The sequence below is a fragment of the Halobacillus yeomjeoni genome, from assembly GCF_020171525.1.
Classification (GTDB): domain Bacteria; phylum Bacillota; class Bacilli; order Bacillales; family Halobacillaceae; genus Halobacillus; species Halobacillus yeomjeoni.
Genome location: NZ_JAIVAI010000001.1, coordinates 1,292,034 through 1,317,294, shown reverse-complemented (window position 1 = coordinate 1,317,294; position 25,261 = coordinate 1,292,034). Strand labels below are relative to the sequence as shown.

Here is a 25,261-nt window from a genome sequence, read left to right as displayed (position 1 = left end):
CCTTCTTCTTTATTTAAGGGGCAAGAATGAATTCTTGGACTTCACCTGGGACCATGTTTGGAATGAACCCGATGAACCCATAAATGTTATCCACGACCGATACGTTTTGCAGCGGGGTTTCTCCATTATTCGTCACGATGAATTTAAATTGAGGAGTGACCCCCGGCGGAAGTAATGGTCCTGGTGAGACATCAGCATTTGAGAATGATTGGCCATTATTGACAGAAACTAATTTTTCAATCTTTATAGAAGGGATGGCACCAGCTTCAACTCCAAAGTAATAGGCTGGGTCTGTATCATCAACCTCCACACCGCTGTTTTCACCAGTACCTGTGGCAGTAGCGACATTGGATTGCTGTCCAAGCATCCATGAACCTACAATTGTGACTTCATGAGATTCGCCGGATAGTAAAGTGAGGCCACTTGCGATAGTGCCGAACACGTTGTCAGTAATTTCAACATCTACCAACGTTTCGTCGCCCGTATTCGTCACGATGAATTTGAATTGAGGATCCTGTGGGAAAATGACGTTAGGACCTGGAGGATTATCAGCATCGAAAAAGGTCATACCACCATCAGGGGAAACCAGTTTCTCCACATCGATCGAGATGGACTCTGCGACTCCGATGTAATTCGCCGGGTCATTGTCCGACACCGGGGTCCCACTAATCGCACCTTCACCGGTTACCGTACCTATATTTTGATTGTTCCCTAAAACTCCAGGGACCACCAGGAATTGTTGGAACGATTCACCTGGGTCCAGTGTCTGGTTCAAAATGATGTTACTGTATATATTATCCGTCACATCAATGTCCACCAACTGTTCATTACCAATATTCGTAACGACATATTTAAAGTGAACATTAGGGTAGGTGGATGTATCCAATATAGGTCCTGGAGGGGTATCTGCATCAAAGAAAGTGGTACCTCCATCAACGGATACAAACTTTTCTATATCAATTGCAGGTTCATTCTCTTCTATGGTGGCTGGGTTAGGCGACACGTACACACCACTCGTTCCAGAAGTCATACTGAATTTTGTAGTGAGGGTATACCAACCTCCCACGAATATGGCATTGCTGAAAGAAGAGGTTTCACCAAAGTAAATCGGATCCATTTCGGTTCCCGGCAGAAGAGAAGTGGGAGCTCCTGTAGTCAGCCAGTACCCCGTAAAAAATCCTCCTCCGCTAAAATCGCTTCCACCGTTGATGAGCGCTCCTTGCCCGTCATCGAATCTTGGTCCTTGAGGGTAAGGGGGGGCAGGCGTACTTCCTCCACCGGAAGCATTGATATCACCGGCGACATGAATGAAGTTCGTCGCAGTCAGTCCGCCGTGAGGAACGATGGCCCCGCCACTTTGGGGTTTTACCTGGCCCTGATATCCGTTGCTTGGGTCTGCATCTGTGTCCCACCTTAATATGAAAACATCCCCGGGATCCCCGGTAATATTGATTTTAGTGGAGTAATTGAATCCTGACGTCACATTGATAACGAACGTTTCATTCATTCCATTGGTCGTATCCAAACCATTGAGGGAAGTGGATGAGACGCTTTCAAAACCCGGTGTAGCGGGGAGGGCGTTGATTTGTTGTATGGAACTGATCAAATCGGCCTCCAACGCGGATATGAGCGCTGCTTGATTCGTCACACCATTCGCCTGACCTGGGTTATCATCAATGATGTCCTGCCAAGCACCTTGAGTATTAGCATTCGTGAAAATTGTACCAGCATAAGGAACGGTTCCCGAGGTTCTCAAGTCGGCTTGTAAGCCGTCAACGGCTACATCTCCCACATATCCTTTCGAAGCCCCCTGCCAGTTCGCATCAATACGTCCATCAGCGAAGAAAAACAGATAATCGGTTAAATTACCTAAATTGATACCACCTATTACAGGCATATGAAATCAATCCTTTAGTATTTTTAAATTTTTCCTAAGCCACATTTATGTGGTAAAAGGCACTATCAGAATCTGATACGGTCTGGCCTTCAAAAGTTCCAGTGGCAGTTGCAGTGTTTTCAAAGACTTGAATTTTTTGATTGATGATATCGATGACATCTTCCAACTTGAATTGAAGAAGCATTTGGGTTTTTAGAATGGTTTTCAGTGTTTTATTGGCGCTTTCGTTAGCTTCCAGAACTTCAGAAAAGGAACGGGCAGCAGGCACACTTGACCCCGGCAACAAACCCAATGCACCTTGGATCTTCTCGGCTTCAGCGTTGATCATGTGAGCTAACCCGAGTTCCTCAAAAGCGATCGAAGCCAATAATAAATTCACGGCATCGTCTCTCGAAAGGTTGAATGAGGGTGTTACATTCGGAATGTTAGGAAAACTCAAAGATTTATACCTCATTTCTACTTTTATTACTAGTTTATGATTTCAACGTGTACTTTGTGTGAGATGAGTCCCCATAAATCTACTGCTTTTAAGAGAGAAATAATTTAGACAGGTTTAGTACAACTCCCCGTATACGGGAGAGTTGTACTAAACCTGTCTCATACACATATATATGAGGATAAGCACAATTAAAAGGAGGAAGGATCATCATGTCATTTCCGAACATTCCCGATGTTAACCCGAAAATAGAGCTATGCCGGGATGATGTCATCAATCTACTGCTCTCTTCCATAGCTTTCGAAGAATTGAGTTTAGCTCATATACTGAATGCAGAAGGAGAAAAACTGCAAAAAGGTATACAGAAATCCTGTGATGTGAATGAGCTCTTAAAAGTGAATAAAAGTGTAGAAAGGATGCTGCGTACAGTGATCAAGAAAGAGATGTTATTACAATTCAAGCTGGAAGATGTGTTGGACATACCTGAAGATGATTGTTGTCCTCCAGACCCTTGTGAATAAATATTATTTTACTTATATTGATTGAATGAAGAAAAACAACATATTGTACTCCTTTTTCTAATCAGATATATGAAATTAGAACAAGGAGAGGGAGGAAGGAAGAGGGGTGAAAAATCACTCCCTTCTTTTTTTTGTAAAAAAGCTAGGTAGGGGCTTGTAGAGGGGGGAGAAAATAAGAATGGTATTGCTAGAATCTGTCTTTGGGTGAAGAAGTCTCTTTGTTATTGGAGGATACATAATTGAAATAAAGATATAATGAGACTATTGGAGATGAGAACCTTAATAAAATAATGACCAGGATATTGGCCGGACCTGCTTGTATATAGTTTTTTAACCTCTTATAAATCTAAGGTATCACAAACTTATTTTATATATAAAATAAACAGAGTCTGGACATTAGTCATTTATCTCTAGAGATGAATGATCAGCCAGACTCTTTTCTGCCTTTGACCCTCTTGGATAACCAAGGGGAAGCGGGGAGACTCTTGTTTATATAAGTATGATGCAACTGTCTATTTACTATATACTCGTAATTGCAAGCTTCTGAAGAAGGTGTGGTAATCTTTATACCACCATAGTGAAGATCGAAATGTTCAAATTCTGAAAAAACAGGTTGCAGTGAATCATACTCTTCTGAATTTCCTAAATTAAGTAACCCATCTAAATCATATAAACTTTTTTTTCTTAGAGATAGTTTCCGGATTTCTTGTAAACTATCGAGGGCTTCGATGAAGTATTTCGTTGTTTTTCTATTCATATGTCTCTGAACCTCACTCATATGGGTTTCTGATTGGAGTGCGTTCAAGACCTGGTGAATGGAAGAACTGCAATGATTAGCTGCAATAAGCAAGTCGGATAGAACAGCGGATAAATTACGTTGTGCCCCCATGATTTACACCCTATTCTTTATTGGCATGATATCCCTCGGTTTCTAAGGACTTCTGTTTTAATTGAATTACGACTTCGACTTTCTTTAATATCAACCATTCTTTTAAAAGGATTTGATCGGCAATCCGTTTCAGGGACTGGCTGAGCATGTACAGATCTGAATCGCCTGATAGGCATGAGGAATGGAGTGATTCTTCCACATAACTTTGAATATGACAAGCATGGGATTCTAATATTTCAGCTAAAGCTTTTTCTTCTGTCATAATGGCTTCCAGCATGTGATCAATAGTCTTTGTCACATCTGCTTTATCTATTTGGATGTCATCAAAGCCCCTCGGTATCATGAAATCACTCCTTGTCCGTCTTTTGTGATCGTCTCTATGAAAGATATGCAAGAGCTCTGTTAAATATTAATCAAAGGAGAGTGAATCTATGACGTACATACAGTATACTTTGGTGGCGGCACTACTTGAGGTGGATGATTTCTAACACAATAATGAGAAGCGGTTATACATCATATGCTATTGAACTTTGTTTGAAAATAATAAAACCTTTTTGCAGTTCAACTGTCAAAAAGGTATAAAAGGGGTATTATTAAAGTTGAGGTTTAATTAAATCGATACTAGATACTTGGCAGAGGGAAACGATAGCTTTTTGACCCATATTTCCGCTTGTATACCGAACGACGCCGTCAAAAACTTCAGTAGGGTTTTTTCCACTACTAAACATCATAGCATTTTGCCCTTGAGTATTCATATTGAAAGATCTCGTAGGATCAGAAGCTATCTCTTCCATGACTTCTGTCAATGCTTCTTCACAGCATTCACAATTTTCTTGTCCAGGGATTGAGGATAAGTCAACATCGTCAACCGGGTCTCCAGTTAAAGCCACGATATCACAGATGTTAACAATACTTTGGTTTTCATTTTGTCCGACAGCAATTTGGAGTGTGAAGCCGCTTCTGATTTGGATAGGAACGGCATCACCTATAAAATTAGCTGGGCCAGGAAGGTCTATGCGGATTGCTTCACCTGGAGATTGATCTATAATGGCTTGGAGTATATCAACTAACGTACGCGTACAACATGGACAAAACCCCTGTTGCTGAGGTTCCTCGTCTGGACAACAAAAACCACAACAACCACATCCGTTACAACTCATTTTTTATCCCCCCCTTATTTTTCATTTCTATATTATAAGAAACTTCTATGTATGAAGTGCCGGCATATAACTACCAATCATGAATATTTATTGGTTTATATAAAAGAAAGGCACGTGAAAACGTGCCTTTCTTTTAATTTATTATCTTACGTTGTAATGAGCAGTAATACAGAATTTTCCTGTGCAAAATTCGTTCGGTTCAACTAAATCATCATCACAAAAAATTACTACTTTAGTGAATGGTTTAGTAATAGTTTGCGCACGTGTATTTCCAGTAGAGCTCTGTGGTGCATCAGGAACTTTGAAAGTAGAAACAACAACATCGGTATCACCAGAGTCATCAATTATTTGTACAGTTACGGTATCTCCACACCCGCGATCAAAATAGACACTAACTGTCCCAATTACAGGTTGGGCCGGACCGATTGGTGCTCCCATTGCATCTGTAGGATTGGAAGTCCATACTACCTCTCCCACTTCATTACCACATGCAATCGTAAAATTACCACATATCTCATCTGTCAGAAAATCTCCCGCGCCGCCTCTATCTGGACAACAACAACAATTTCCCATATTTTTTTCCTCCTTGTAGTTAGGTTAATAATAGTAAATGCAGAAGGAGAAGCATTGACTAAACCAATGACTAGTTATGGTTAAAATTAATAGAAAATGGATAATTGATGAACCAGCCTTGTATCAATACTAAGGTTTTTAGCATCTAATAATACATGTACTATGTATAAGGATGTGAGCGTTATGAGTAGTTGTAGTGCGAATGGTTCCAGTGATATTTGTGGAAACTTCCGTCTTCCTTGTAATTCTGGATTGATTGATATCTTCAATATTGTAGGAAATAAGAAGAAAGCGACGGGCTCCATCACGATCTTTTTTGATACGGGGTGCTCAGACCACTTGCAAATAGTAATAGAAGACAGTAAAAGTTGTCAGCTGGTCTTTACTGTCAACGAAGGAAGCACTCGTACACTCGTAGTGGATGACTTCGTCAAAATCCAGCTTTCCTGTCCGCACTGTTCCAATTTGAAGCCATGTGTCGGGAAATACTGTTTGGATTATAAGTTGAAGGCGATCAAGAAAGAATACTACTACTAAAATGAAACCTGAAGAAATTCCCATATATTGGAGAGTTAAGATAGAAACTGATACAAACAAATTGGTATTAGTTTCTATCTTTTTTTGGGGACTGGTTTAAAACTGCTTCAAGTGTCCTGAAGCGATTTTTTATATTACAGGTTAACATTCGCAACATAAGGGTATGGTTAGTAATAAGTAGAGTGGACAAACTGATCTGATAATGGAGGTGATTCTATGACTATAGAACCTACTTATCTTTCCAGAGGAGTAGAGAATCGAAGGAGTCATCTGATCAATAAACTGAAAGACATGGGTTATACTCAGGATCGGGTCGGAAAAAGGACAAGCGACATGACACTCACAGAGCTTGAGCAGATTTTCATTAATGTAGAGTATCAGTATAAAGAAGAAATTCATCCTTAATTTAGGAATGTATAATGCACTCATAAAGTACATGTTGAATCCAAGAGGATTATTCCTCTTGGATATTTTATTTTATCAATAGGTTATACGAGCCGTTCAGCCTTTGTCCGTCTTTTTTTGAAACTCAGTCCAGCACTTAATGAAAGACATTCATTTAAGTTTCTCTAACGATCAGACATATTTTGAATGTATTTATGATCATAGCAAATGATGTAAAAAAATAAACCAGAGGGGGAAGGACCTCCTCTGGTTTTTTGTGTGAATCACTCAGAACGGGTAGCGGCGATTCACACGGTCTGTTTTTTAGTAGTAGAAAGAAGCGCCTACAATAATCAAAAGGATGAACAAAACGACAATCAATACGAACGAGTTACCGCGGTATCCGCCGTATCCACCATAACAGCCCATGTCTTCACCACCTTCTTTTTCCTATACATTCAAATTATGTGAAGACAAGTTCTTGCGGGAGGGCGTTTGACCAGTCGAAAAAATAAATTTAGGTTTTGTCCTATTTTTCATCCGTGATGAAAACTCATTTTATTTTTAATATGAAAAGAGATCCTGGTTTCTCTCCAACGTTGTGACGAAGGAGTTTTTTTCTAAAAAAAGTAGGAAAAAAAGATAAAAAAGAAAAAAAGAAAGAGGTTAAAACTCTCAAAACTCTTGACAGTCATGGATGTAAGCGCTTCATTTGGATTCTCAATAATCGGAGTGTTCAGAAAATTTGTTTAAAACCTGTTGACCTTCTCTGAAAATCGGTTTAAAGTAGTCCTCAATCAACTAAACGCAAACGGAAATAGATCGCCGGCGGTGGTTGGTTTCATGTGGAAGGACCTTGTGACCCTGAAAATGTAAGATTGCACACTTACTTTCCAGGGTCCCCTAATTCCCAATGTTCTTTAACCATTTTAAACATTAAACCATAAAAGAAAGGAGTGCTGAGAATGAGCAGCCAATGGATTTATTTAGGCGGCGAATACGTGAACAAAAATGAGGCCGTTGTTTCAGTTTATGATCATGGTTTCCTTTATGGAGATGGGGTGTTCGAAGGCATTCGTGTCTATGAAGGCAACATCTTCAAACTGGATGAGCACTTGAATCGCTTATACGATTCAGCAAAATCGATCATGCTTCAAATCCCTTATGAAAAGGAGGAGCTGGAACAAATCATCGCGGAAACGGTCCGCAAGAATCAACTCGAAACCGCGTATATTCGAGTCGTCGTATCTAGGGGTGCTGGTAATTTAGGTTTGGATCCAGCCAGCTGTTCAAACCCTAGAGTGGTTGTCATTGCTGAAGCACTCGCTTTGTTTCCAAAAGAATTATATGAGCGCGGCGTTAGACTTGCATCGGTTTCAAGCCGCAGAAACCGACCGGATGTGCTTCCACCGCAGGTGAAATCATTGAATTACTTGAATAACATTTTAGTGAAGATGGAGGCCAATCAGGCGGGGGTTGATGAAGCCCTCATGTTGAATGATCAGGGGTATGTGACTGAAGGGTCAGCAGATAACATCTTCATTGTGAAAAATGGCACAGTCTTCACACCGCCAACCTACCTTGGTGCGCTTGAAGGAATTACAAGAAATGCCATCATCGATCTGGCGAAAGAAAAAGGATATGAAGTGAAGGAACAACCTTTTACCCGACATGATGTGTATGTGGCAGATGAAGTATTCCTGACAGGTACAGCAGCTGAAGTCATTGCCGTTGTCGAAGTCGACCAAAGAAAAGTCGGAGATGGTTCTCCAGGTGTTGTCACCAATCATTTGTTAAGCGAGTTCAGAAAGATCACCACCACAGATGGATACAAAGTGTATGCTGAAAACAAAGCTAATGTGAGTTGAACAAGTAAAAAAATTGAATCCATTCAAAACGATGAAAGGAATAAAGGAATAAGTTCTTGTATTCCCAGAGAGCCGGGGTTGCTGGAAGCCCGGAAATACATCTTATTCTGACATCATCCTTGAGTGTCCTTGCTGAACCTTTACGAAGTAGGCAGGACCGGGTGTTTCGCCGCACCTGTTATCAAAAGGAATTCAATTGAATTCCATGAGGTGGAGCTGCAGGCTCCATGAATGAGGGTGGTACCGTGAAGATCTAGACCTTTTCACCCCTCTCTTTTCTTATACCGAAGTGTGTGAGGAAGTAGAGGGAGGAAGAGGTCTTTTTTTATTCAACAATGGACTTACAAGTTCAATACCATTACGTGCAGGAGGGATTAAAAAATGAAGGCACAGGCAAGTTTGAAAGAACAAGCGGCCACAAAAACGGGAGCGGATCTGTTGGTGGAAGCATTAATTAACCAAGGTGTAGACACGTTATTCGGTTACCCGGGTGGAGCTGTTCTTCCAATTTACGATGCCATCTATCGAGCGAAGGGAAGTTTTGACCACGTCCTTCCACGACATGAGCAAGGCGCTATTCACGCAGCCGAAGGGTATGCAAGAGTTTCTGGAAAAGCGGGAGTTGTTATCGGAACCTCAGGACCTGGAGCCACGAACTTAGTTACTGGAATTGCTGACGCTATGATGGATTCGATTCCAATTGTCGTATTTACGGGGCAGGTAGCTAAAGGAGTCATTGGCACAGACGCTTTCCAAGAATCGGACGTCATGGGAATCACGACGCCGATTACCAAACATAACTATCAAGTCCAGGAAATCGAGGAACTTCCGAGAATCGTGAAAGAAGCGTTTCATATTGCCACAACCGGGCGTCCTGGACCTGTCGTAGTCGATATACCAAAAGATATTTCATCATCTGTCTATCAAAAGGATATCGATGATTCGTTCGATCTGCCTGGCTATCAGCCGACGTTAAAGCCGAACCCTCTGCAGATCGGTAAGCTTCATGAGGCTTTGAAAGAAGCTGAAAAGCCTGTGGTTCTGGCAGGGTCTGGTGTCATTCATGCAGGCGCATCGGAAGACTTGAAGACATTCGTTCATCAATACAAACTACCTGTTACTACAACTCTTCTTGGTTTGGGTGCCTACCCGGGAGACGATCCACTTTCCTTAGGGATGGCAGGGATGCATGGAACATATTCCGCAAACATGGCGTTGTATGAATGTGATTTATTAATCAATATCGGGTCCCGATTCGATGATCGGCTGACGGGAAATCTCAAACATTTTGCGCCATCTGCGAAAGTGGCTCACATTGATGTAGACCCTGCAGAAATCGGGAAAAACGTCCCGACAGCTATTCCTATTGTTTCCGATGCAAAGGCCGCTCTTCAAAAACTGAATGAACAAAATGTGGAAGCGGGGGACTATCACGAGTGGATGGAGCGTCTTCAAAACAACAAGAAAGAATATCCGCTCTGGCATGAGCAGCCGGAAAAAGACATCGTACCTCAGTGGCTGATGCAGAAAGTCTATGAATATACAAAAGGGGAAGCGATCGTCACGACCGATGTAGGGCAGCATCAAATGTGGGCGGCCCAATACTACCATTTCAACCGCCCGAACCGATGGGTAACCTCAGGAGGCCTCGGCACGATGGGCTATGGATTTCCTGCCGCCATCGGAGCCCAGCTTGCTGATATGAATTCTACTTGTGTAGCAATAGTCGGGGATGGAGGCTTCCAAATGACCCTCCAGGAACTTTCTGTACTTCAGGAACGGAGACTGCCCGTTAAAATACTGATCGTCAACAATCAGGCACTTGGAATGGTTCGCCAGTGGCAGGAGAAATTCTACAGCGAACGCTATTCAGAATCCATCATTGATACACAGCCCGATTTTGTGAAATTGGCAGAAAGTTATCAGGTTCCAGGATATTTCATAGATTCTCAGGAAACTTTGGAGCGCGTACTACCAGAAGTTCTGGCTGATGACCAGCCGGCTGTCATCGACTGCCGTGTACTTCAGAAAGAAAATGTATATCCAATGATCGCCCCAGGAAAAGGGCTTCACGAAATGATCGGGGTGAAACCATGAAACGAATTGTAACAGCGATTGTCCATAACCGAAGTGGTGTATTGAACCGGGTGACAGGACTCTTAGCAAAGAGGCAGTTCAACATTGAAAGCATATCTGTCGGCAGAACTGAAACTGAAGGGGTTTCCAAAATGACCTTCGTCGTTGAAGTGGAAGACGACAGGAAGCTTGAGCAGCTCACCAAACAGTTGAATAAACAAATCGATGTCCTGAAGGTATCCGATATTACCGATAAAGCAATTGTGGCAAGGGAACTCGCGATGGTGAAGGTGATCAGCAACCCGCAAATACGAAATGAAATTCAAGGGATCATCGAACCGTTCCGGGCATCGATCATCGATGTAAGCAAAGACAGCATCACCGTACAAGTTACAGGTAAATCTGACAAGGTCGATGCGCTCATCGAACTTCTCAGGCCTTATGGAATCAAGGAACTGGCACGGACCGGCTTGACGGCCTTCACTCGTGGTCATCAGCCGCAGGTGGCAGAAATGAAATCATATTCTCTACTTAAATAACGTTAGAAAGGATGTTTAATAATGGCGAAAGTTTACTATCACAATGATATTCAAGATGAGGTATTGAAAAGTAAAAAAGTAGCAGTCGTAGGGTACGGTTCTCAAGGCCATGCACACGCGCAGAACTTGAAAGAAAGTGGGTTTGACGTCGTAGTCGGTCTTAGAAAAGGGAAGTCCTGGGACCAGGCTGTAGAGGACGGACAGGAAGTAAAGGTCGTACCAGAAGCTGTAGCTGAAGCGGATGTCGTCATGGTTCTTCTTCCTGATGAACATCAACCGAAAGTGTATGAAGAGCAAATCAAACCGAACTTGAAATCAGGAGCAGCTCTGGCATTCGCTCATGGATTCAATGTTCACTTCAATCAGGTCGTTCCTCCATCTGATGTTGATGTATTTCTAGTCGCTCCAAAAGGGCCGGGTCACCTCGTTCGACGTACATTCACAGAAGGTGCAGGCGTTCCAGCGCTGATCGGGGTTGAACAGAACGTGACCGGTGAAGCGAAAAACCTTGCTCTTGCATATGCGAAAGGCATCGGCGGCGGACGTGCAGGTGTCCTTGAAACTTCCTTCCAGGAAGAGACAGAAACGGACCTATTCGGTGAACAAGCTGTTCTTTGCGGAGGACTTACGAGTCTGGTCAAAGCAGGATTTGAAACGCTGACAGAAGCTGGCTACCAACCTGAAGTCGCTTACTTCGAGTGTCTGCATGAATTGAAACTGATCGTCGATCTCATGTATGAAGGCGGTCTTGAAGGAATGCGCTATTCCATTTCCGACACTGCTCAATGGGGGGATTTCGTCTCAGGACCACGGGTTGTCGATGAAGCGACGAAAGAACGCATGAAGGATGTATTGGAAGACATTCAATCCGGTAAATTCGCTAAAGGATGGATTCTCGAAAACCAGGCGAACCGACCTGAATTCAATGCGACGAATAGACGTGAGAACGATCATTTAATTGAAAAGGTGGGTAGAGAGCTCCGTGAATTGATGCCATTCGTCAAGAAATCCCAATCCAAACAAAAGGATGTGGTTACACATGGCTCACGTTAATGTCTTCGATACGACACTGAGAGACGGAGAACAGTCCGCAGGGGTCAACCTGAACCGTTTGGAAAAAATCGAAATCGCAAAACAATTGGAACGTCTTGGTGTGGACATTATGGAAGCAGGTTTCCCTGCTTCCTCCCAAGGGGATTTCGAGGCCGTAAAAGAAATCGCAGATACTATCAGGGGTTGTTCTGTAACAGGTCTTGCAAGAGCACACAAACGGGATATCGATATTGCCTGGGAAGCTTTGAAAGGAGGAGCAGAACCCCGCCTTCACATTTTCCTGGCCACTTCACCCATTCACATGACTCATAAGCTCAAGAAGACACCGGATGAAGTTGTACAGACCGCGGTGGAAGCTGTCGCTTATGCAAAAGAAAAGTTCCCATATGTTCAATGGTCAGCAGAAGATGCATGCAGGTCAGACTATGACTTCTTGGTCCATATCATCGAAAAAGTGATTGATGCAGGAGCATCTGTCATCAACCTTCCTGATACGGTCGGTTATACGACGCCGGATGAATATGGACGAATGTTCGAATATATCAAAGCTAACGTGCCGAACATTGATCGTGTCGTATTGTCCGCTCATTGTCATGATGATCTTGGAATGGCGGTCAGCAATTCCTTGTCAGCCATCGAACATGGAGCACGGCAAATCGAAGGTACGATCAACGGCATCGGTGAGAGGGCAGGAAATGCGGCTCTGGAAGAAATCGCAGTCGCCCTGCAAATTCGTCAGGACCGCTTCGATTTCCAAACGAACATGGTGTTGAAGGAAATCAAACGTACGAGCGACCTGGTAAGCCGCTTGACCGGAATGATGGTCCCAGGAAATAAAGCTGTTGTCGGACGTAACGCTTTTGCCCATGAATCAGGCATTCATCAGGATGGGGTCTTGAAGGAAGCCTCTACTTACGAAATTATCACCCCAGCGATGGTCGGAATCGATTCCAATCGTATGGTGTTAGGGAAGCACTCGGGCCGTCACGCATTCAAGCAGAAAGCGGTCGAGTTAGGTTTTGAATTGAATGAATCCAAATTGAAGGAAGCGTTTGAATCATTCAAGAACTTGACTGGTAAGAAAAAAGAGGTCACGGATGACGATTTGTTCGCAATCCTTACCGATACACAAACAGAATACGATGATCAGCCGAAATATGAGATGAAAGCATTCCAAGTACAATATGGCAGTATCAACCGTCCGACAGCGACTGTCCTTTTGACTCGCCCGGATGGGGAAGAGGTTGAGAAAGCCAATACTGGCGAAGGAAGTGTAGAAGCCATTTACAATACGCTTGATGATTTGATTGATGCGGATGTTCATCTGAAAGATTACCAATTGAGTTCAGTAGGAAAAGGCCGCGATGCGCTGGCTGAAGTCCACGTTCAATTGACGGTTGATGGAGTACCTGCTTCCGGACGGGGGTCTGCCCAGGATGTGTTGGAAGCTTCTGCTCACGCATTTTTGAATGCAGTCAACCGGACGCTGTACCGCAAGCATCAACCAGTGCAGGAAGCTCAAGTATAAAAAAGGGGGAGATCCAATGAAAAAGCATATCGTTCTTTTGCCGGGGGATGGAATTGGACCTGAAGTGACACAAGCTGCCAAGAAAATGTTAGAGGCTGTAGCAGAACGTTATCAGCATACGTTTACTTTTGAAAGCCAGGAAATCGGAGGAAGTGCCATCGATTCTCAAGGCACTCCTCTTCCAGAAGATACTATTGAAGCTTGTAAAAAGGCGGATGCGATTTTCCTCGGAGCCGTAGGCGGCCCGAAATGGGATCATCTCCCGGGTCATATGAGGCCTGAAAAAGGATTGCTTGGAATTCGGAAGCAGATGGAATTGTTTGCAAACCTGCGTCCGGTCAAAGCATTCCAACAGCTTCTGCACGCTTCTCCATTAAAGCCGGAAGTCGTGGCAGGGAGCGATCTTCTTATCGTCCGCGAATTGACAGGTGGTCTCTACTTCGGGGAACCGAGCGAAAGGAAGAACAATGGCACACAAGTGGTGGACACCCTTGCTTATCAAAAACATGAAATCGAAAGAATCGTAGAAAAAGCGTTTGAAAGTGCAAGAGTCAGACGAAAGCATCTAACTTCTGTCGATAAAGCCAATGTCCTTGAATCAAGCCGTATGTGGCGTGAAATCGTTGAAGAGAAAAAACATGATTATCCTGAAGTTACTGTGGAACACATGCTCGTCGATGCAGCGGCCATGAAGCTGGTTACGAATCCGACAGCTTTTGATGTCATTGTAACGGAGAACATGTTCGGTGATATTTTGAGTGACGAAGCATCTGTCCTTACAGGTTCGCTCGGGATGCTGCCATCTGCCAGTATCCGCACGGACGGCGTAGGACTCTATGAACCGGTCCATGGTTCTGCACCTGATATTGCAGGGCAGGACAAAGCGAATCCTCTTGCCGCCATCCTTTCAGTAGCCATGATGCTGAAACATTCCTTCCAAATGGAAGAGGAAGCAGAACAAGTGGAAAAAGCTGTGGCCGATGTTTTGGCTGAAAGGTTCCATACATCAGATCTATCTATAAGTAATGGAGTAAAGGTGAGCGGAAGCGTCCTTGCGAAAAAAGTAGTCGAACAGTTGAGTACAAGTGACACGACTGAAAACATCATGCGTTGCTATGTGTAAGGTATGAAAGAAGGGGGAGGAGCCATTGAGTCAGCCACAAACGATTGTAGATAAAATTTGGAATAAACATGTGATTCATAAAGAAGAGGAAAAGCCTGATTTGTTATATATAGATCTTCATCTGGTGCATGAAGTGACTTCTCCTCAGGCGTTCGAAGGTTTGCGGATGAAACAGCGTAACGTCCGCAGACCAGACCGGACGTTTGCGACGATGGACCACAACGTCCCGACAAAGGATCGCCACGTCATCAAAGACTTGGTTTCCAAAAAGCAGATGGAAACATTGAAAAGAAACTGTGAAGAATTCGGAGTCCGTTTAGCGGATATCGATCATCCGGATCAGGGTATTGTCCACGTCATCGGTCCTGATCTTGGCCTTACCCAGCCAGGGAAAACCATTGTTTGTGGAGACAGCCATACGTCCACGCACGGAGCGTTCGGTGCTCTTGCTTTCGGTATTGGAACGAGTGAAGTCGAACATGTCCTTGCTACACAATCTCTTTGGCAGGCACGTCCTAAAACACTTCAAGTTCACATTGACGGGAAACTGGGTGCCGGCGTGACAGCGAAGGACTTGATTCTTGCCGTCATCGGCCGGTATGGGGTCAGGTTCGGCACCGGTCACGTTATTGAATATACCGGGGAAGCGGTTCGTAACCTCTCAATGGAAGAAAGAATGACAGTTTGTAATATGTCGATCGAAGCTGGAGCTCGTGCGGGGCTGATCAGTCCTGACGAAACGACGGTCGAATATTTGAGAGGAAAACGCTATGTACCGGAAGGAGAGGACTTTGAGACGCTCGCTCAAGAGTGGTTGGATCTTGCCTCAGATGAAGGAGCAGTTTACGATCAGACGCTTCACATGCATGCGGATGAAATTGAACCCCAAGTAACTTGGGGAACTAATCCATCGCAATGTGTACCTGTAGGTGCGAAAGTTCCTGATCCTGAAGCTATGGGTGCAGATGAGGATGTTGATGGTGTCGAACGTGCCATTGAATATATGGGACTTCAGGCTAATCAATCAATTGAGTCCATCGAGATTGAACATGTCTTCATCGGCTCTTGTACGAATTCACGACTAAGTGATTTGCGAAAAGCGGCTGAAATCGTTCAAGGAGGACGGGTTCATGAGAATGTGACAGCCATTGTCGTCCCTGGATCGAAGTCGGTTAAGGAAGCAGCTGAAGCGGAAGGGTTGGACACCATCTTTCTGACCGCGGGTTTTGAATGGAGAGACGCCGGCTGCAGCATGTGCCTTGCGATGAATGATGATATCGTTCCACCGGGTGAAAGGTGCGCGTCCACTTCGAACAGAAATTTTGAAGGTCGTCAGGGAAACGGTGCCAGAACCCATTTGGTGAGTCCTGAAATGGCGGCCGCCGCAGCTTTAGAAGGAAAGTTCGTAGATGTCAGGAAATATGCTAGTGCTGTAGGAGGTGGATGAGATGGAACCATTGAAATATCACAAGGGTCTTGTCTATCCACTGAACCGTACGAATGTGGATACAGACCAGATCATTCCGAAGCAATTCCTGAAACGAATCGAGCGTAAAGGATTCGGACAATTTCTTTTTTATCATTGGCGCTTTCATGATGATGGAAGCATAAGAGAGGACTTCTCTCTGAATGACCCTAAATACCAGTCGGCTTCCATTTTGGTCGGCGGTGAAAATTTCGGCTGTGGATCTTCCCGGGAGCATGCTCCGTGGGCAATTGAAGATTATGGATTCCGTGTAGTCATCGCCCCTAGTTTTGCTGATATCTTTTACAATAACTGTTTTAAAAATGGCATTCTACCGATCGAACTCCCGAATGAAGTGGTCAACAGAATGATGGAAAAATCGAGCAGTCTTCCTTATCACCTCGAGGTCGATTTGGAAAAACAAATCGTGTCTGATGGTGAGTCGGAAGTTTCTTTCGATATCCAGTCCTATCATAAAGAAATGCTGTTGAACGGATGGGATGAGATTGCAGTGACATTGACTTATGAAGAAGAAATCGATCAATTTGAAAAAAACTATGAAAAAGGAGTGAAGACGTTGGGGATTTCTTAACGCTAGCTAAAGTGATGGACGCACATAATCAGTTGGAAGAGGTGGTGCACCGTACATCTCTGGAAACATCGACGACTTTCAACCAGTTGAGTGGCCAGGAAGTCTTTATGAAAATGGAGAACGAGCAGAAGACAGGTGCATTCAAAGTAAGGGGAGCCTCCTATAAAGTAGCAAGTTTAACGGAGGAAGAAGGGCAGCGTGGTGTCATTGCCGCTTCCGCCGGAAATCATGCCCAGGGTGTCGCCCTAGCTGCAACGAAAAAAGGGATCCAGGCGAAAATTTTCATGCCGGAGGCTACTCCTAAAGCGAAAGTTGAAGCGACAGAAGGCTATGGTGCGAGAGTCGTACTGACAGGAGAATCATTCCAGGAAGCTTACCAGTCCGCTCTTAGAGAGCAGAGACTGACAGGCGCAACCTTCCTTCACCCGTTTGACGATTACACCGTTATGGCAGGTCAGGCGACGGTCGCAGTGGAAATGCTGGAACAGCAGCCAGACCTTGATACCTTGTTTGTTCCGATTGGAGGTGGCGGGCTGATCAGCGGTGTTGCTTTTGCTGCTAAGCAATTGAAGCCCGGCATCAAAATCATCGGTGTACAGTCTGCGAAAGCCGCATCGACGTACAATGCATTGTATAAAAAAGGTCCTGAGAAATTGAAGTCTGTTTCGACGATTGCCGATGGGATTGCCGTCAAAGAAAAAGGGAATTTAACGTTCCCTTACATTCAGAAATATGTGGATCAGGTCATCACTGTCGATGAATTCGAAATTGCTACAGCCATGCTGCTTTTATTGGAACGGGAGAAGACACTTGTGGAAGGAGCCGGTGCTACCGCCCTTGCCGGGCTGTTAAGTGTAAGTCCCAATATGAATAAACAAAAATGCGGAGTCGTGTTGAGCGGAGGGAATATGGATATATCCCGCTTGGCTGCCATCCGCAAGCTGGCTCATCCGAAAAACGTAGGAATTGCTTGAATATGAAGAAGGTTGCTGCCTTGTGCAGCAGCCTTTTTTTGCTGTAATAAACCTTGAATTTCGAACACTAAAAAAAGAATATCATTAAAATCATGAAAGCTGTAAAAATATATAGTCACTCTTTACATAGGATGAGGTATGATGAATAAAAAGCTCCTGTTTCAACGGACTAAGTGATTGAGGAGGAGATCTATGAGAGGCATTATATGTGAGAAGTATGGTGCGCCGGAAGTTCTTGAATTAGTAGAAATGGATAAGCCTGAGATCAAAGAGGATGAACTATTGATTAAAGTTCAGGCCATTACCGTTTCATCAGGTGATTCAAGGATAAGGAGAGGGACGAAACAGTCTTTACCTCTCTGGCCTGTATCTAAAATGGTAATCGGATTGAGAAAGCCTAGAAAAAAGATATTAGGGATGGATTTTTCAGGTGTTATCGAGGCGGTTGGAAAAGAAGTGACGAAATTCAAGGCAGGCGATGAGGTGTATGGATTTTGCGGTAAAGGTACGTACAGGGAATACATCACTGTCAAAGAATCTAGATCAGTGGCACATAGGCCGAAGAGTATAAACTTTGAAGAAGCAGCTGCCGTTCCATTTGGAGCGATGTCGGCTCTTGATTTCTTGAGAAAAGGTGCAATTAGTGAAGGAAAGAAGATTCTTGTCTATGGTGCATCAGGAAGTGTAGGGACTTATGCAATCCAATTGGCCAAGTACTACGGAGCTGAAGTGACCGGCGTCTGCAGCAATGTGAATGTGGAGTTGGTAAAATCACTCGGTGCAGATGAGGTCATCGATTATAAGGAAGAAGATTTTACGAATAACGGAAAAACCTATGACATTATCTTTGATACTTTAGGAAAAACATCTTTCAAACAGTGCAGGTGTTCGTTGAAGGAACATGGGAAGTATGTGGTAGCGGTCTTCGATTTCCCTGAGGTTTTACAGATGATTTGGACTTCTAAAGTCGGAGACAAGAAAGTCATTGGTGGAATAGCCGGCGAAAAGAAGGTAGATTTAGAGTTTTTGAGAGGCTTGATTGAAGAGGGAAAAATAAAAGTGGTCATCGATCGTAAATATCCATTAGACCAAATCAGGGAAGCTCATCTTTACGTTGATCAGGGACACAAAAAGGGGAATGTTGTAATTACAATGGATTGAACATTCAATAAGAGAGTGGATGTTTGCAGGGGTTTCAGCCTCACAAAAATTACAAGATGAACTGAATTAATATGAAAAAGCCGGTCCTATATCGAATAGGACCGGCTTTTTGTCTTATTTATCGTCTTGTCTAGGATTGAGACTGACTTTTATGACGATCGACTTTGATTTTTATATTCTTAGGATTCAGTCCATTCCCTAATGAACCATAGAGCGAACCTTTCTTAGGGTCGACAAGTTCCGTCTGTTCACTAGAGTAAACACGCGGAGTCTGCCACAAGGCTTTTAAGGCACGCCCCATCGGCATTTCATGGTACCGCTCAGGCCACATTTCCTTAATTTTTTCTTTTACTAAAGGATAGTGTTTAGGGCTCATGCCAGGGAACAGGTGGTGTTCGGTATGGTATGAGAAATTGAAATGGATGACATCGACCCACTTCGGAACCGTAACCGTCAGACTGTTAGCCAGAGGATCATTGACAGGAACCAATGGGTTCAAACGGTGGTTGGTAGAAATGTATCCCATAACAATCATGTTGGCAATAATCAGTGGAATCAAGAACATGAATACCCACTTTCCAAAACCGACAATGAAAAGAAGACCAATCCAGCTTGCCCACGGCATAATGGTTTGCATCCAAACTTCGGGTTGTTTTTTCTTTTTGAAGTCTGTTACGAACAAAAAGAACATGTGCAGTGAATGTGCAGTGAATTGGAATGACAACGATGCAAAGCCAAAGAATGCACGAACAAAAAACGGAAGCTTGTAAATCCATTGGAAAATTTTCATCTTCTTGATTTTTTCAATGGTCGGCCATGAATCTGGATCTTTCTCATCATGCTGTGTGTGGATGTGGTGGTTCAAGTTGTGCCACTTTCTCCATAATTTCGGTCCAGTACTCAATGGCCAGAAAGCAATGGCACCTAAAATATCACGGAGTAAGGGCTGTTTGATGACCGTTCCGTGAAGGATTTCATGTCCTAAGAATCCCATGCCGGCGAAACTAGCTCCTAATACAATAGAAATCGGTATATAAAGCAGTGGATTCCAATCTGAGAATCCAATCGTCAAAAATCCGGCGATGACGATTAGAAGGTAAGCGAGCCCTCCCCATAGTCTCGCTGGGACAGGTTTGAAAACACCTTCTGGCATATATTTTGCGACACGTTTAGCATACCAGCCAAATGAATGTAAATCTTCCATATCTTTCTCCTTTCACGAAACCGGTCGATGGTGAATCAAACGGTTCCTATAACATCTATCTTGTCTTATCGTAGAGTGTTTATATACATGTGTCAATGCAAATTAATACCAGGTATTAAGAATAACTAATGATTTTTCGAAACGAGGGGGCCAGGAAGACGACTGTCATGCTTGATTTCAGGACTTATGGAAAGTTTTCACAACTTGAATATTATGAAAATGTGAACTTTTTTAAACAATCATACAACCCTCAAAATTCGCTTATTTCTATGCTATGATAAATGGAAACAGCTACCGAGGAGGAGAGGTCATGGAAATACCTTTCATTAAATGTCACGGATCAGGGAACGACTTCATTTTGATCGATGAAATCAAAAACCCTCTTTCATTAAGTGAGAAACAAAGAAAAGACATTTCTAGGCTTTTGTGCGACAGAGAACACGGTATCGGTTCGGATGGAGTTTTATTCGTCCTGCCTAGTGAAAAAGCTGAAGCCCAAATGCGTATGTTCAATTCAGATGGGACGGAAGCGGAGATGTGTGGCAACGGCTTAAGATGTGTTGCTAGACATATGATTGATGCCCTGGGTGAAAAAGAGATTGCCATTGAAACAAAAGAGGCCGTATTAGATGTCAGCCAAGTCAAAGAAATCTTCCCGGGGGTGGACACGTTTGCGGTGGCAATTGAACCTGTTTCGTTTGCTCCCTCAAGTCTTCCTATGAATGTGAAGGATAAAGAAGCCATCGATGTATCTATACCGGAGCTTTCTACGAACCGGACCTTTACTGCTTTAAGCGTTCCAAACCCACATGTGGTTTCCATCGTCGATCATATCGACCAAAGAGAGTTGAAGATTGCAGGGCAGAAAGCGAATGCAATCCCTGAATTATTTCCACGCGGAGTGAACGTAAGTTTCGTAAAAGTCATGGATTCCAATAAAATATTTGTTCAAACCTATGAGCGCGGTGTGGGGCTGACTAATGCCTGCGGTACGGCTATGTCCGCTTCTTCACTGGTATCCACGATTTTAGGCCCGAATGAAGTGGGTGTCCCTATCGTGGTCATGAATAAAGGTGGACTTGTCAACTGTGTAGTGGAGAAGAAAGATGAAGGCTTCCGTATCCAACTTCGAGGGAATGGAACGAATGTCTACGAATCAAAGGTGACTGTTAATAGTGAATGTACCGAATTTGAACTACACGAAAAACATTTCTTCACCGATGAAAATGAGAAGTATGAAAAACTGAAAGAATACGCATCTTCACAGGTAAGGAGTGAATCAATTTGATTACAACCTTTACTATTAAAACAGAACGACACGATCAAATGATTGATGTGACCTCGCAAGTACAGCAATGGATTACTGAGCTGGGGGTACAAGAAGGAGCGGTCGTCGTCTCTTCCATGCATACGACGGCGGGTTTTACAGTGAACGAAAACGCAGATCCTGATGTGAAAACAGATATGCTGCGCAGGTTTTCAGAGGTTTACCCTTGGGATCATTCAGAGGATCGTCATGCTGAAGGGAACACAGCCGCTCATATGAAAACAAGTACAGTCGGTCATTCCCAGACGTTAATGATCGAAGATGGACGTCTCGTTCTCGGCACGTGGCAGGGGTTATACTTTTGTGAGTTCGATGGTCCTAGAAACCGTAAGTTCAAAGCGATGATTTTACAATAGAAGAAAAAGACCTGAGTCTATCTGTGGCTCAGGTCTTTTTTAAAATTTGGTTATTACAAGTAGAAACATAGTGGAGTTCCAGCTGAGTAAGCCCTGTTATCCAATTGGAAATAGTAAAATGAACAGAAAGGTATAACTGTTTTCAATGCAATCTTTATAATGAAGAAAGAGAAACCGGTTTACTTAAAAAAAGAGTCCAATGTGTTGAAAATTAAAAAAAGTAGTTGAAAACGGATTCAAAAATGCTATAATCTACTTAAGAACTCAAACTTAGTTCTATATTTTTTAAACTTTTACGAAACCGGTTTCGTGAATCAATTCTTTTGATATTGGGTTATGTTTGGGGCAATTTATTAGAGGGGGAAACTTTGAAAATGAAAAAAAGTTTGCTTTTAGTCTTAATGTTAAGTTTAAGTGCATTCCTTTTTGCTTGTAACAGCGAAAGTGGTGGAGACGACAAGGAAAAGGAATCAGCTTCTGGTGAAAATACTGTAAAATTAGATTTCTGGGTATTTGGAGCAACGAACTATGAGTCGTTAGCGAAAGAATATGAAGAGAATAATCCAAATGTTGAAATCAACGTTAAACGTTCAGAGCTGGGAGATCACCACAACAGCTTGTTCACTTCCATTTCAGCTGGAACAGGTGCTCCTGATTTGGCGATGATCGAGGTCGACCAATTGGATCGTTACCGTGAAGCGCAGGAACGTTTTGTTAACTTGTATGACCTTGGCGCGGAAGAAGTCCAGGATCAATACTTAGACTGGAAGTGGAACATGGCTGAAGGTAAGGATGGGGAGTTCCTATTCGGTCTTCCTACTGACATCGGTCCTAAAGCGATGTACTTCCATACAGATGTTTTTGAAAATGCAGGTCTTCCAACAGACCCTGATAAAGTAAGTGAAATGATTTCCAATCCTGATGAGTTTGCAGATGCTGCTCAACAAGTATTGGATGAAACAGGTAAGCCTATGGTAGACAGCATGGAAATCGCATTCAGAGCAAATATGGATGCTTTAAAAGAGAGCTACTTCAACCGTGAAGGCGAACTTCTTATCGGTAATGAAGGTAACGAAGTTAAAGATGCTTATGATTATGCAGTCAAGCTACATGAAAAAGGATATGTCGGAAAATTTGATATGTGGACTCCAGAGTGGGCGAATGCTTTGAACAAAGGTGAGTTCGCTGTAGAAATGGCTCCAGCTTGGTTGAAAGGTTATATGACGGAAAACGCTCCTGATGGTTCTGGTAAATGGCGTGTGACGACGCTGCCTAGTGAGTTTGCTGGTAACTGGGGTGGATCTTACGTTGCGATTCCTGCTGAAACTGAATACGAAGAAGAAGCTTACAAGTTCTCTAAATGGCTTCTATCTCCTGAAAATCAGCTGAAGTCCTTCACTGAAAGCGGTCTATTCCCTTCTGCACCTTCTGTGTATGAAATGGAAGAGTTCGTGAACAACTCTGATGAGTATTTCGGTGGTCAGAACACTGCTAAATACTTTGCAGAAGCTGCAAAAGAAATCCCTGAAGTATACAAAGGACCTAAATATGTAACTGTAAACAATGAAATTTTGACAGCACTGAAAAACGTTCAAGAGGGAGCAGATCCTGAAAAAGAATGGAAAGACGCTGTTAAACGTATTGAAGGCTTAGTGAATCGTTAATTCTATCATTGTAAAAGGGCCGGATAGAGGAAACTCGTCTGGCCCTCATTATGTAAGGAGGTTGAAAAGTTGGAGAATGTACACAAGAGGCAGCAAGCTAAAACAGCTCCAAAAGCCAGTAAACTGTCTGATAAAACGAAAGACATGATTTCTGGTTATTTATACGTTGCGCCTTTCTTTATCATATTTGGTCTCATCGGCCTATATCCGGCGGTTTTCAGCATCGTTCTGGCTTTTCAGGAGTGGAACGGGCTCGGGGAAATGGACTTTGTGGGACTCAGAAACTTTGGAGTCGTACTGCAAGATCCGCTTTTTTGGAAGTCACTTTATAATACCGTCATTATCGGTTTAATGGGGACAGCCCCACAATTGATTGTCGGAATCATACTGGCATACTTTTTAAACCTGGCTGTCATTCGTTTTACGAATTTCTTCAGAGTTACCATCTTTATGCCATACATCACTTCTATGGTAGCCGTAGCTCTTGTTTTCGGAGTGTTTTTCAGTAGTAACGAAACCGCTCTTGCAAACTACGTCATCGGTTTATTCGGACTGGATCCGGTAAGCTGGAAGACATCTGAATGGGGAGCGAAAATTGCAATCTCATTGATGGTCTTTTGGAGATGGGTAGGCTATAACACGATCATCTACTTGGCTGGACTTCAAAGTATTCCTAAAGACTTGTATGAAGCTGCAACGATCGACGGTGCAAACAAAGTACAGCAATTCATGCATATTACTGTACCATTATTGAAGCCTTTCATCATTCTGACTGTGTTCATGTCCACTGTCGGTGCACTTCAATTGTTTGCAGAACCAACAGTATTCTTAGGCTCATCCGCATTCAGCCGAGATGAAGCGATGACTGTGGTTATGTACTTATACCGTGATGCATTCAACCTAGGATCATTCGGAACAGCATCTGCAACGGCTGTATTGTTATTGATCATTATCATTGGGGCAGCTGCCATCAACACTTGGTTGACATCAGGCGTTGGCCGTAAGAAGAAAAGAGGGGTGTAAGAGATGAATCAAAAATTTAAGAAACGATCTAAATCTGGGACGTTACCGATCTATATAGTTTTGACGGTGGCTTCTATTCTATCCCTTTTTCCTTTTTACTGGATGTTCGTCATGGCGACCCGTCCAAGCGCGGCTTACAACTCCATTCCTCCGACGCTTCTGCCGGGAACTAAGTTAGTTGAAAACTTCCAAAAGGTATTGGATACGATTCCTTTTTTCCAGGCAATGTGGAACACGATTCTCTTATGTTCTGTAGTTACAGCTCTAGTCTTGCTCATCAGTTCACTCGCAGGATATGCATTTGCGAAATTCCAGTTCCCTGGAAAAAACTTTTTGTTCATTTGTATATTGTTGACGATGGTCATCCCACCTCAACTAGGATTGATTCCGCAATATTATTTAGTCTCCCAATTGGGTTGGCTGGATACATTACTGGGAGCGGGGGTTCTGTTCCTATTGAACCCTTTAGGAATCTTCCTTATGAGGCAGTATATCAGTGAATCCGTTCCTGATGAACTTATGGAAGCAGCAAAATTAGATGGATGTTCGAATTTCAGAATCTTTTACAGCATTGTACTTCCGATTATCAAGCCTGCTTTTGCTACACTCGGCATTATTGTATTTACACTCGTATGGGGAGAATTCCTATGGCAGTTCACCGTCTTACGTGATCCTTCTTCCTACACATTGCAAGTAGCGCTTGCTTCATTGAATAATGCTTTCCGTGTAGACTTCGGTATGTTGTTATCCGGTGTATTCTGGGCGACCGTACCTTTGATTGTCATCTTCTTGATTTTCAACAGATGGTTCATTTCCAGTATTACTGAGGGATCAATCAAGTAACGGAGAGTTTCATCCTCCAATTGTTTTGTTAGAATAAGATTGGTGAAGAAAGCGGTTCAAATTAAGGA

At 43.2% G+C, this 25,261-nt stretch carries 26 protein-coding genes; 18 read left to right on the top strand and 8 right to left on the bottom strand.

Going from position 1 to position 25,261, the window contains the following annotated elements; all coding sequences use genetic code 11:
- Positions 1-13 precede the first annotated feature (13 nt).
- Both LCL89_RS06825 and LCL89_RS06820 read right to left on the bottom strand, forming a co-directional pair.
- Positions 14-1,897 carry a hypothetical protein gene (locus LCL89_RS06825; RefSeq protein WP_224809042.1) on the bottom strand — a complete coding sequence of 628 codons (1,884 nt, stop codon included), beginning with the start codon at positions 1,895-1,897 and terminating at the stop codon, positions 14-16.
- Between the two features lie 34 nt (positions 1,898-1,931).
- Positions 1,932-2,336, bottom strand: a complete 405-nt coding sequence (locus LCL89_RS06820) for a hypothetical protein (protein WP_224809040.1) — start codon at positions 2,334-2,336, stop codon at positions 1,932-1,934.
- 209 nt (positions 2,337-2,545) lie between these two features.
- Between LCL89_RS06820 and LCL89_RS06815 the strand changes: the two genes are divergently transcribed.
- Complete coding sequence (locus LCL89_RS06815) at positions 2,546-2,854, top strand: hypothetical protein (protein WP_224809037.1); 309 nt, start codon at positions 2,546-2,548, stop codon at positions 2,852-2,854.
- Between the two features lie 424 nt (positions 2,855-3,278).
- Here the strand turns inward: LCL89_RS06815 and LCL89_RS06810 are convergent, their stop codons facing one another.
- The 4 genes from LCL89_RS06810 to LCL89_RS06795 form a co-directional block, all read right to left on the bottom strand.
- Entirely contained in the window at positions 3,279-3,743 is a 465-nt protein-coding gene (locus LCL89_RS06810) for a hypothetical protein (RefSeq protein WP_224809035.1), read from the bottom strand.
- 10 nt (positions 3,744-3,753) lie between these two features.
- Positions 3,754-4,086 (bottom strand): hypothetical protein, encoded by a 333-nt coding sequence (locus LCL89_RS06805; protein ID WP_224809033.1) that lies wholly within the window; start codon positions 4,084-4,086, stop codon positions 3,754-3,756.
- A 250-nt stretch (positions 4,087-4,336) separates the two neighbouring features.
- Entirely contained in the window at positions 4,337-4,903 is a 567-nt protein-coding gene (locus tag LCL89_RS06800) for a hypothetical protein (protein ID WP_224809031.1), read from the bottom strand.
- Between the two features lie 141 nt (positions 4,904-5,044).
- On the bottom strand, positions 5,045-5,476 hold the full coding sequence (locus LCL89_RS06795; protein WP_224809028.1) for an S-Ena type endospore appendage: 432 nt from the start codon (positions 5,474-5,476) through the stop codon (positions 5,045-5,047).
- A gap of 183 nt (positions 5,477-5,659) precedes the next feature.
- Between LCL89_RS06795 and LCL89_RS06790 the strand changes: the two genes are divergently transcribed.
- Together LCL89_RS06790 and LCL89_RS06785 are read left to right on the top strand one after the other, a co-directional pair.
- On the top strand, positions 5,660-6,013 hold the full coding sequence (locus LCL89_RS06790) for an S-Ena type endospore appendage (protein ID WP_224809026.1): 354 nt from the start codon (positions 5,660-5,662) through the stop codon (positions 6,011-6,013).
- A gap of 216 nt (positions 6,014-6,229) precedes the next feature.
- Entirely contained in the window at positions 6,230-6,418 is a 189-nt protein-coding gene (locus LCL89_RS06785; protein WP_224809024.1) for a hypothetical protein, read from the top strand.
- A gap of 303 nt (positions 6,419-6,721) precedes the next feature.
- Here LCL89_RS06785 and LCL89_RS06780 read toward each other — a convergent pair whose 3' ends face one another.
- Entirely contained in the window at positions 6,722-6,826 is a 105-nt protein-coding gene (locus tag LCL89_RS06780; RefSeq protein ID WP_197315502.1) for a YjcZ family sporulation protein, read from the bottom strand.
- A 536-nt stretch (positions 6,827-7,362) separates the two neighbouring features.
- On the opposite strand from LCL89_RS06780, the gene ilvE reads away from it, so the two are divergent.
- The 10 genes from ilvE to LCL89_RS06730 all read left to right on the top strand — a co-directional run bounded on the left by ilvE (position 7,363) and on the right by LCL89_RS06730 (position 18,776).
- Positions 7,363-8,265, top strand: a complete 903-nt coding sequence (gene ilvE / locus LCL89_RS06775; RefSeq protein ID WP_224809022.1) for a branched-chain-amino-acid transaminase — start codon at positions 7,363-7,365, stop codon at positions 8,263-8,265.
- A 381-nt stretch (positions 8,266-8,646) separates the two neighbouring features.
- A complete protein-coding gene (ilvB, locus tag LCL89_RS06770) occupies positions 8,647-10,362 on the top strand; it encodes a biosynthetic-type acetolactate synthase large subunit (protein ID WP_224809020.1) in 1,716 nt (571 codons plus the stop codon).
- Complete coding sequence (gene ilvN / locus LCL89_RS06765; protein WP_197315505.1) at positions 10,359-10,880, top strand: acetolactate synthase small subunit; 522 nt, start codon at positions 10,359-10,361, stop codon at positions 10,878-10,880. The genes ilvB and ilvN overlap by 4 nt, the downstream gene beginning before the upstream one ends.
- 21 nt (positions 10,881-10,901) lie before the next feature.
- The gene (gene ilvC, locus LCL89_RS06760; protein WP_197315506.1) at positions 10,902-11,933 is read left to right on the top strand and encodes a ketol-acid reductoisomerase; all 1,032 of its coding nucleotides are present in this window, start codon (positions 10,902-10,904) and stop codon (positions 11,931-11,933) included.
- Positions 11,920-13,461: a 2-isopropylmalate synthase gene (locus tag LCL89_RS06755; protein WP_224809018.1), complete on the top strand. Its 1,542-nt coding sequence runs from the start codon at positions 11,920-11,922 to the stop codon at positions 13,459-13,461. The genes ilvC and LCL89_RS06755 overlap by 14 nt, the downstream gene beginning before the upstream one ends.
- Before the next feature lie 16 nt (positions 13,462-13,477).
- Positions 13,478-14,584: a 3-isopropylmalate dehydrogenase gene (gene leuB / locus LCL89_RS06750; protein ID WP_197315508.1), complete on the top strand. Its 1,107-nt coding sequence runs from the start codon at positions 13,478-13,480 to the stop codon at positions 14,582-14,584.
- A 25-nt stretch (positions 14,585-14,609) separates the two neighbouring features.
- Positions 14,610-16,031: a 3-isopropylmalate dehydratase large subunit gene (gene leuC / locus LCL89_RS06745; RefSeq protein ID WP_224809016.1), complete on the top strand. Its 1,422-nt coding sequence runs from the start codon at positions 14,610-14,612 to the stop codon at positions 16,029-16,031.
- Between the two features lies 1 nt (position 16,032).
- Complete coding sequence (gene leuD, locus LCL89_RS06740) at positions 16,033-16,641, top strand: 3-isopropylmalate dehydratase small subunit (RefSeq protein ID WP_224809014.1); 609 nt, start codon at positions 16,033-16,035, stop codon at positions 16,639-16,641.
- 14 nt (positions 16,642-16,655) lie between these two features.
- The gene (gene ilvA / locus LCL89_RS06735; protein WP_224809012.1) at positions 16,656-17,615 is read left to right on the top strand and encodes a threonine ammonia-lyase; all 960 of its coding nucleotides are present in this window, start codon (positions 16,656-16,658) and stop codon (positions 17,613-17,615) included.
- 192 nt (positions 17,616-17,807) lie between these two features.
- The gene (locus LCL89_RS06730; RefSeq protein ID WP_224809010.1) at positions 17,808-18,776 is read left to right on the top strand and encodes an NAD(P)-dependent alcohol dehydrogenase; all 969 of its coding nucleotides are present in this window, start codon (positions 17,808-17,810) and stop codon (positions 18,774-18,776) included.
- Positions 18,777-18,906: 130 nt separating this feature from the next.
- Here LCL89_RS06730 and LCL89_RS06725 read toward each other — a convergent pair whose 3' ends face one another.
- A complete protein-coding gene (locus LCL89_RS06725; RefSeq protein WP_224809008.1) occupies positions 18,907-19,980 on the bottom strand; it encodes a fatty acid desaturase family protein in 1,074 nt (357 codons plus the stop codon).
- A gap of 310 nt (positions 19,981-20,290) precedes the next feature.
- On the opposite strand from LCL89_RS06725, the gene dapF reads away from it, so the two are divergent.
- The 5 genes from dapF (at position 20,291) to LCL89_RS06700 (ending at position 25,193) form a co-directional block, all read left to right on the top strand.
- Positions 20,291-21,268 carry a diaminopimelate epimerase gene (gene dapF, locus LCL89_RS06720; protein ID WP_224809006.1) on the top strand — a complete coding sequence of 326 codons (978 nt, stop codon included), beginning with the start codon at positions 20,291-20,293 and terminating at the stop codon, positions 21,266-21,268.
- Positions 21,265-21,663, top strand: coding sequence for a secondary thiamine-phosphate synthase enzyme YjbQ (locus tag LCL89_RS06715; protein ID WP_224808995.1), 399 nt, complete (start codon positions 21,265-21,267; stop codon positions 21,661-21,663). Before dapF ends, LCL89_RS06715 begins: the two co-directional genes overlap by 4 nt.
- A 374-nt stretch (positions 21,664-22,037) precedes the next feature.
- Positions 22,038-23,327 carry an ABC transporter substrate-binding protein gene (locus tag LCL89_RS06710; RefSeq protein WP_224808984.1) on the top strand — a complete coding sequence of 430 codons (1,290 nt, stop codon included), beginning with the start codon at positions 22,038-22,040 and terminating at the stop codon, positions 23,325-23,327.
- 69 nt (positions 23,328-23,396) lie between these two features.
- Positions 23,397-24,350: a carbohydrate ABC transporter permease gene (locus LCL89_RS06705; RefSeq protein ID WP_224808982.1), complete on the top strand. Its 954-nt coding sequence runs from the start codon at positions 23,397-23,399 to the stop codon at positions 24,348-24,350.
- 3 nt (positions 24,351-24,353) lie between these two features.
- Positions 24,354-25,193, top strand: a complete 840-nt coding sequence (locus LCL89_RS06700) for a carbohydrate ABC transporter permease (protein ID WP_197315517.1) — start codon at positions 24,354-24,356, stop codon at positions 25,191-25,193.
- Positions 25,194-25,261: the final 68 nt, after the last annotated feature.

What these genes read in the sequence shown, in the direction of transcription:
- LCL89_RS06825 (WP_224809042.1), bottom strand. Translation starts at nt 1,897, where the DNA reads ATGCCTGTAATAGGTGGTATCAATTTAGGTAATTTAACCGATTATCTG.
- LCL89_RS06815 (WP_224809037.1), top strand. Translation starts at nt 2,546, where the DNA reads ATGTCATTTCCGAACATTCCCGATGTTAACCCGAAAATAGAGCTATGC.
- LCL89_RS06810 (WP_224809035.1), bottom strand. Translation starts at nt 3,743, where the DNA reads ATGGGGGCACAACGTAATTTATCCGCTGTTCTATCCGACTTGCTTATT.
- LCL89_RS06805 (WP_224809033.1), bottom strand. Translation starts at nt 4,086, where the DNA reads ATGATACCGAGGGGCTTTGATGACATCCAAATAGATAAAGCAGATGTG.
- LCL89_RS06800 (WP_224809031.1), bottom strand. Translation starts at nt 4,903, where the DNA reads ATGAGTTGTAACGGATGTGGTTGTTGTGGTTTTTGTTGTCCAGACGAG.
- LCL89_RS06795 (WP_224809028.1), bottom strand. Translation starts at nt 5,476, where the DNA reads ATGGGAAATTGTTGTTGTTGTCCAGATAGAGGCGGCGCGGGAGATTTT.
- LCL89_RS06790 (WP_224809026.1), top strand. Translation starts at nt 5,660, where the DNA reads ATGAGTAGTTGTAGTGCGAATGGTTCCAGTGATATTTGTGGAAACTTC.
- LCL89_RS06785 (WP_224809024.1), top strand. Translation starts at nt 6,230, where the DNA reads ATGACTATAGAACCTACTTATCTTTCCAGAGGAGTAGAGAATCGAAGG.
- LCL89_RS06780 (WP_197315502.1), bottom strand. Translation starts at nt 6,826, where the DNA reads ATGGGCTGTTATGGTGGATACGGCGGATACCGCGGTAACTCGTTCGTA.
- ilvE (WP_224809022.1), top strand. Translation starts at nt 7,363, where the DNA reads ATGAGCAGCCAATGGATTTATTTAGGCGGCGAATACGTGAACAAAAAT.
- ilvB (WP_224809020.1), top strand. Translation starts at nt 8,647, where the DNA reads ATGAAGGCACAGGCAAGTTTGAAAGAACAAGCGGCCACAAAAACGGGA.
- ilvN (WP_197315505.1), top strand. Translation starts at nt 10,359, where the DNA reads ATGAAACGAATTGTAACAGCGATTGTCCATAACCGAAGTGGTGTATTG.
- ilvC (WP_197315506.1), top strand. Translation starts at nt 10,902, where the DNA reads ATGGCGAAAGTTTACTATCACAATGATATTCAAGATGAGGTATTGAAA.
- LCL89_RS06755 (WP_224809018.1), top strand. Translation starts at nt 11,920, where the DNA reads ATGGCTCACGTTAATGTCTTCGATACGACACTGAGAGACGGAGAACAG.
- leuB (WP_197315508.1), top strand. Translation starts at nt 13,478, where the DNA reads ATGAAAAAGCATATCGTTCTTTTGCCGGGGGATGGAATTGGACCTGAA.
- leuD (WP_224809014.1), top strand. Translation starts at nt 16,033, where the DNA reads ATGGAACCATTGAAATATCACAAGGGTCTTGTCTATCCACTGAACCGT.
- ilvA (WP_224809012.1), top strand. Translation starts at nt 16,656, where the DNA reads ATGGACGCACATAATCAGTTGGAAGAGGTGGTGCACCGTACATCTCTG.
- LCL89_RS06730 (WP_224809010.1), top strand. Translation starts at nt 17,808, where the DNA reads ATGAGAGGCATTATATGTGAGAAGTATGGTGCGCCGGAAGTTCTTGAA.
- LCL89_RS06725 (WP_224809008.1), bottom strand. Translation starts at nt 19,980, where the DNA reads ATGGAAGATTTACATTCATTTGGCTGGTATGCTAAACGTGTCGCAAAA.
- dapF (WP_224809006.1), top strand. Translation starts at nt 20,291, where the DNA reads ATGGAAATACCTTTCATTAAATGTCACGGATCAGGGAACGACTTCATT.
- LCL89_RS06710 (WP_224808984.1), top strand. Translation starts at nt 22,038, where the DNA reads ATGAAAAAAAGTTTGCTTTTAGTCTTAATGTTAAGTTTAAGTGCATTC.
- LCL89_RS06700 (WP_197315517.1), top strand. Translation starts at nt 24,354, where the DNA reads ATGAATCAAAAATTTAAGAAACGATCTAAATCTGGGACGTTACCGATC.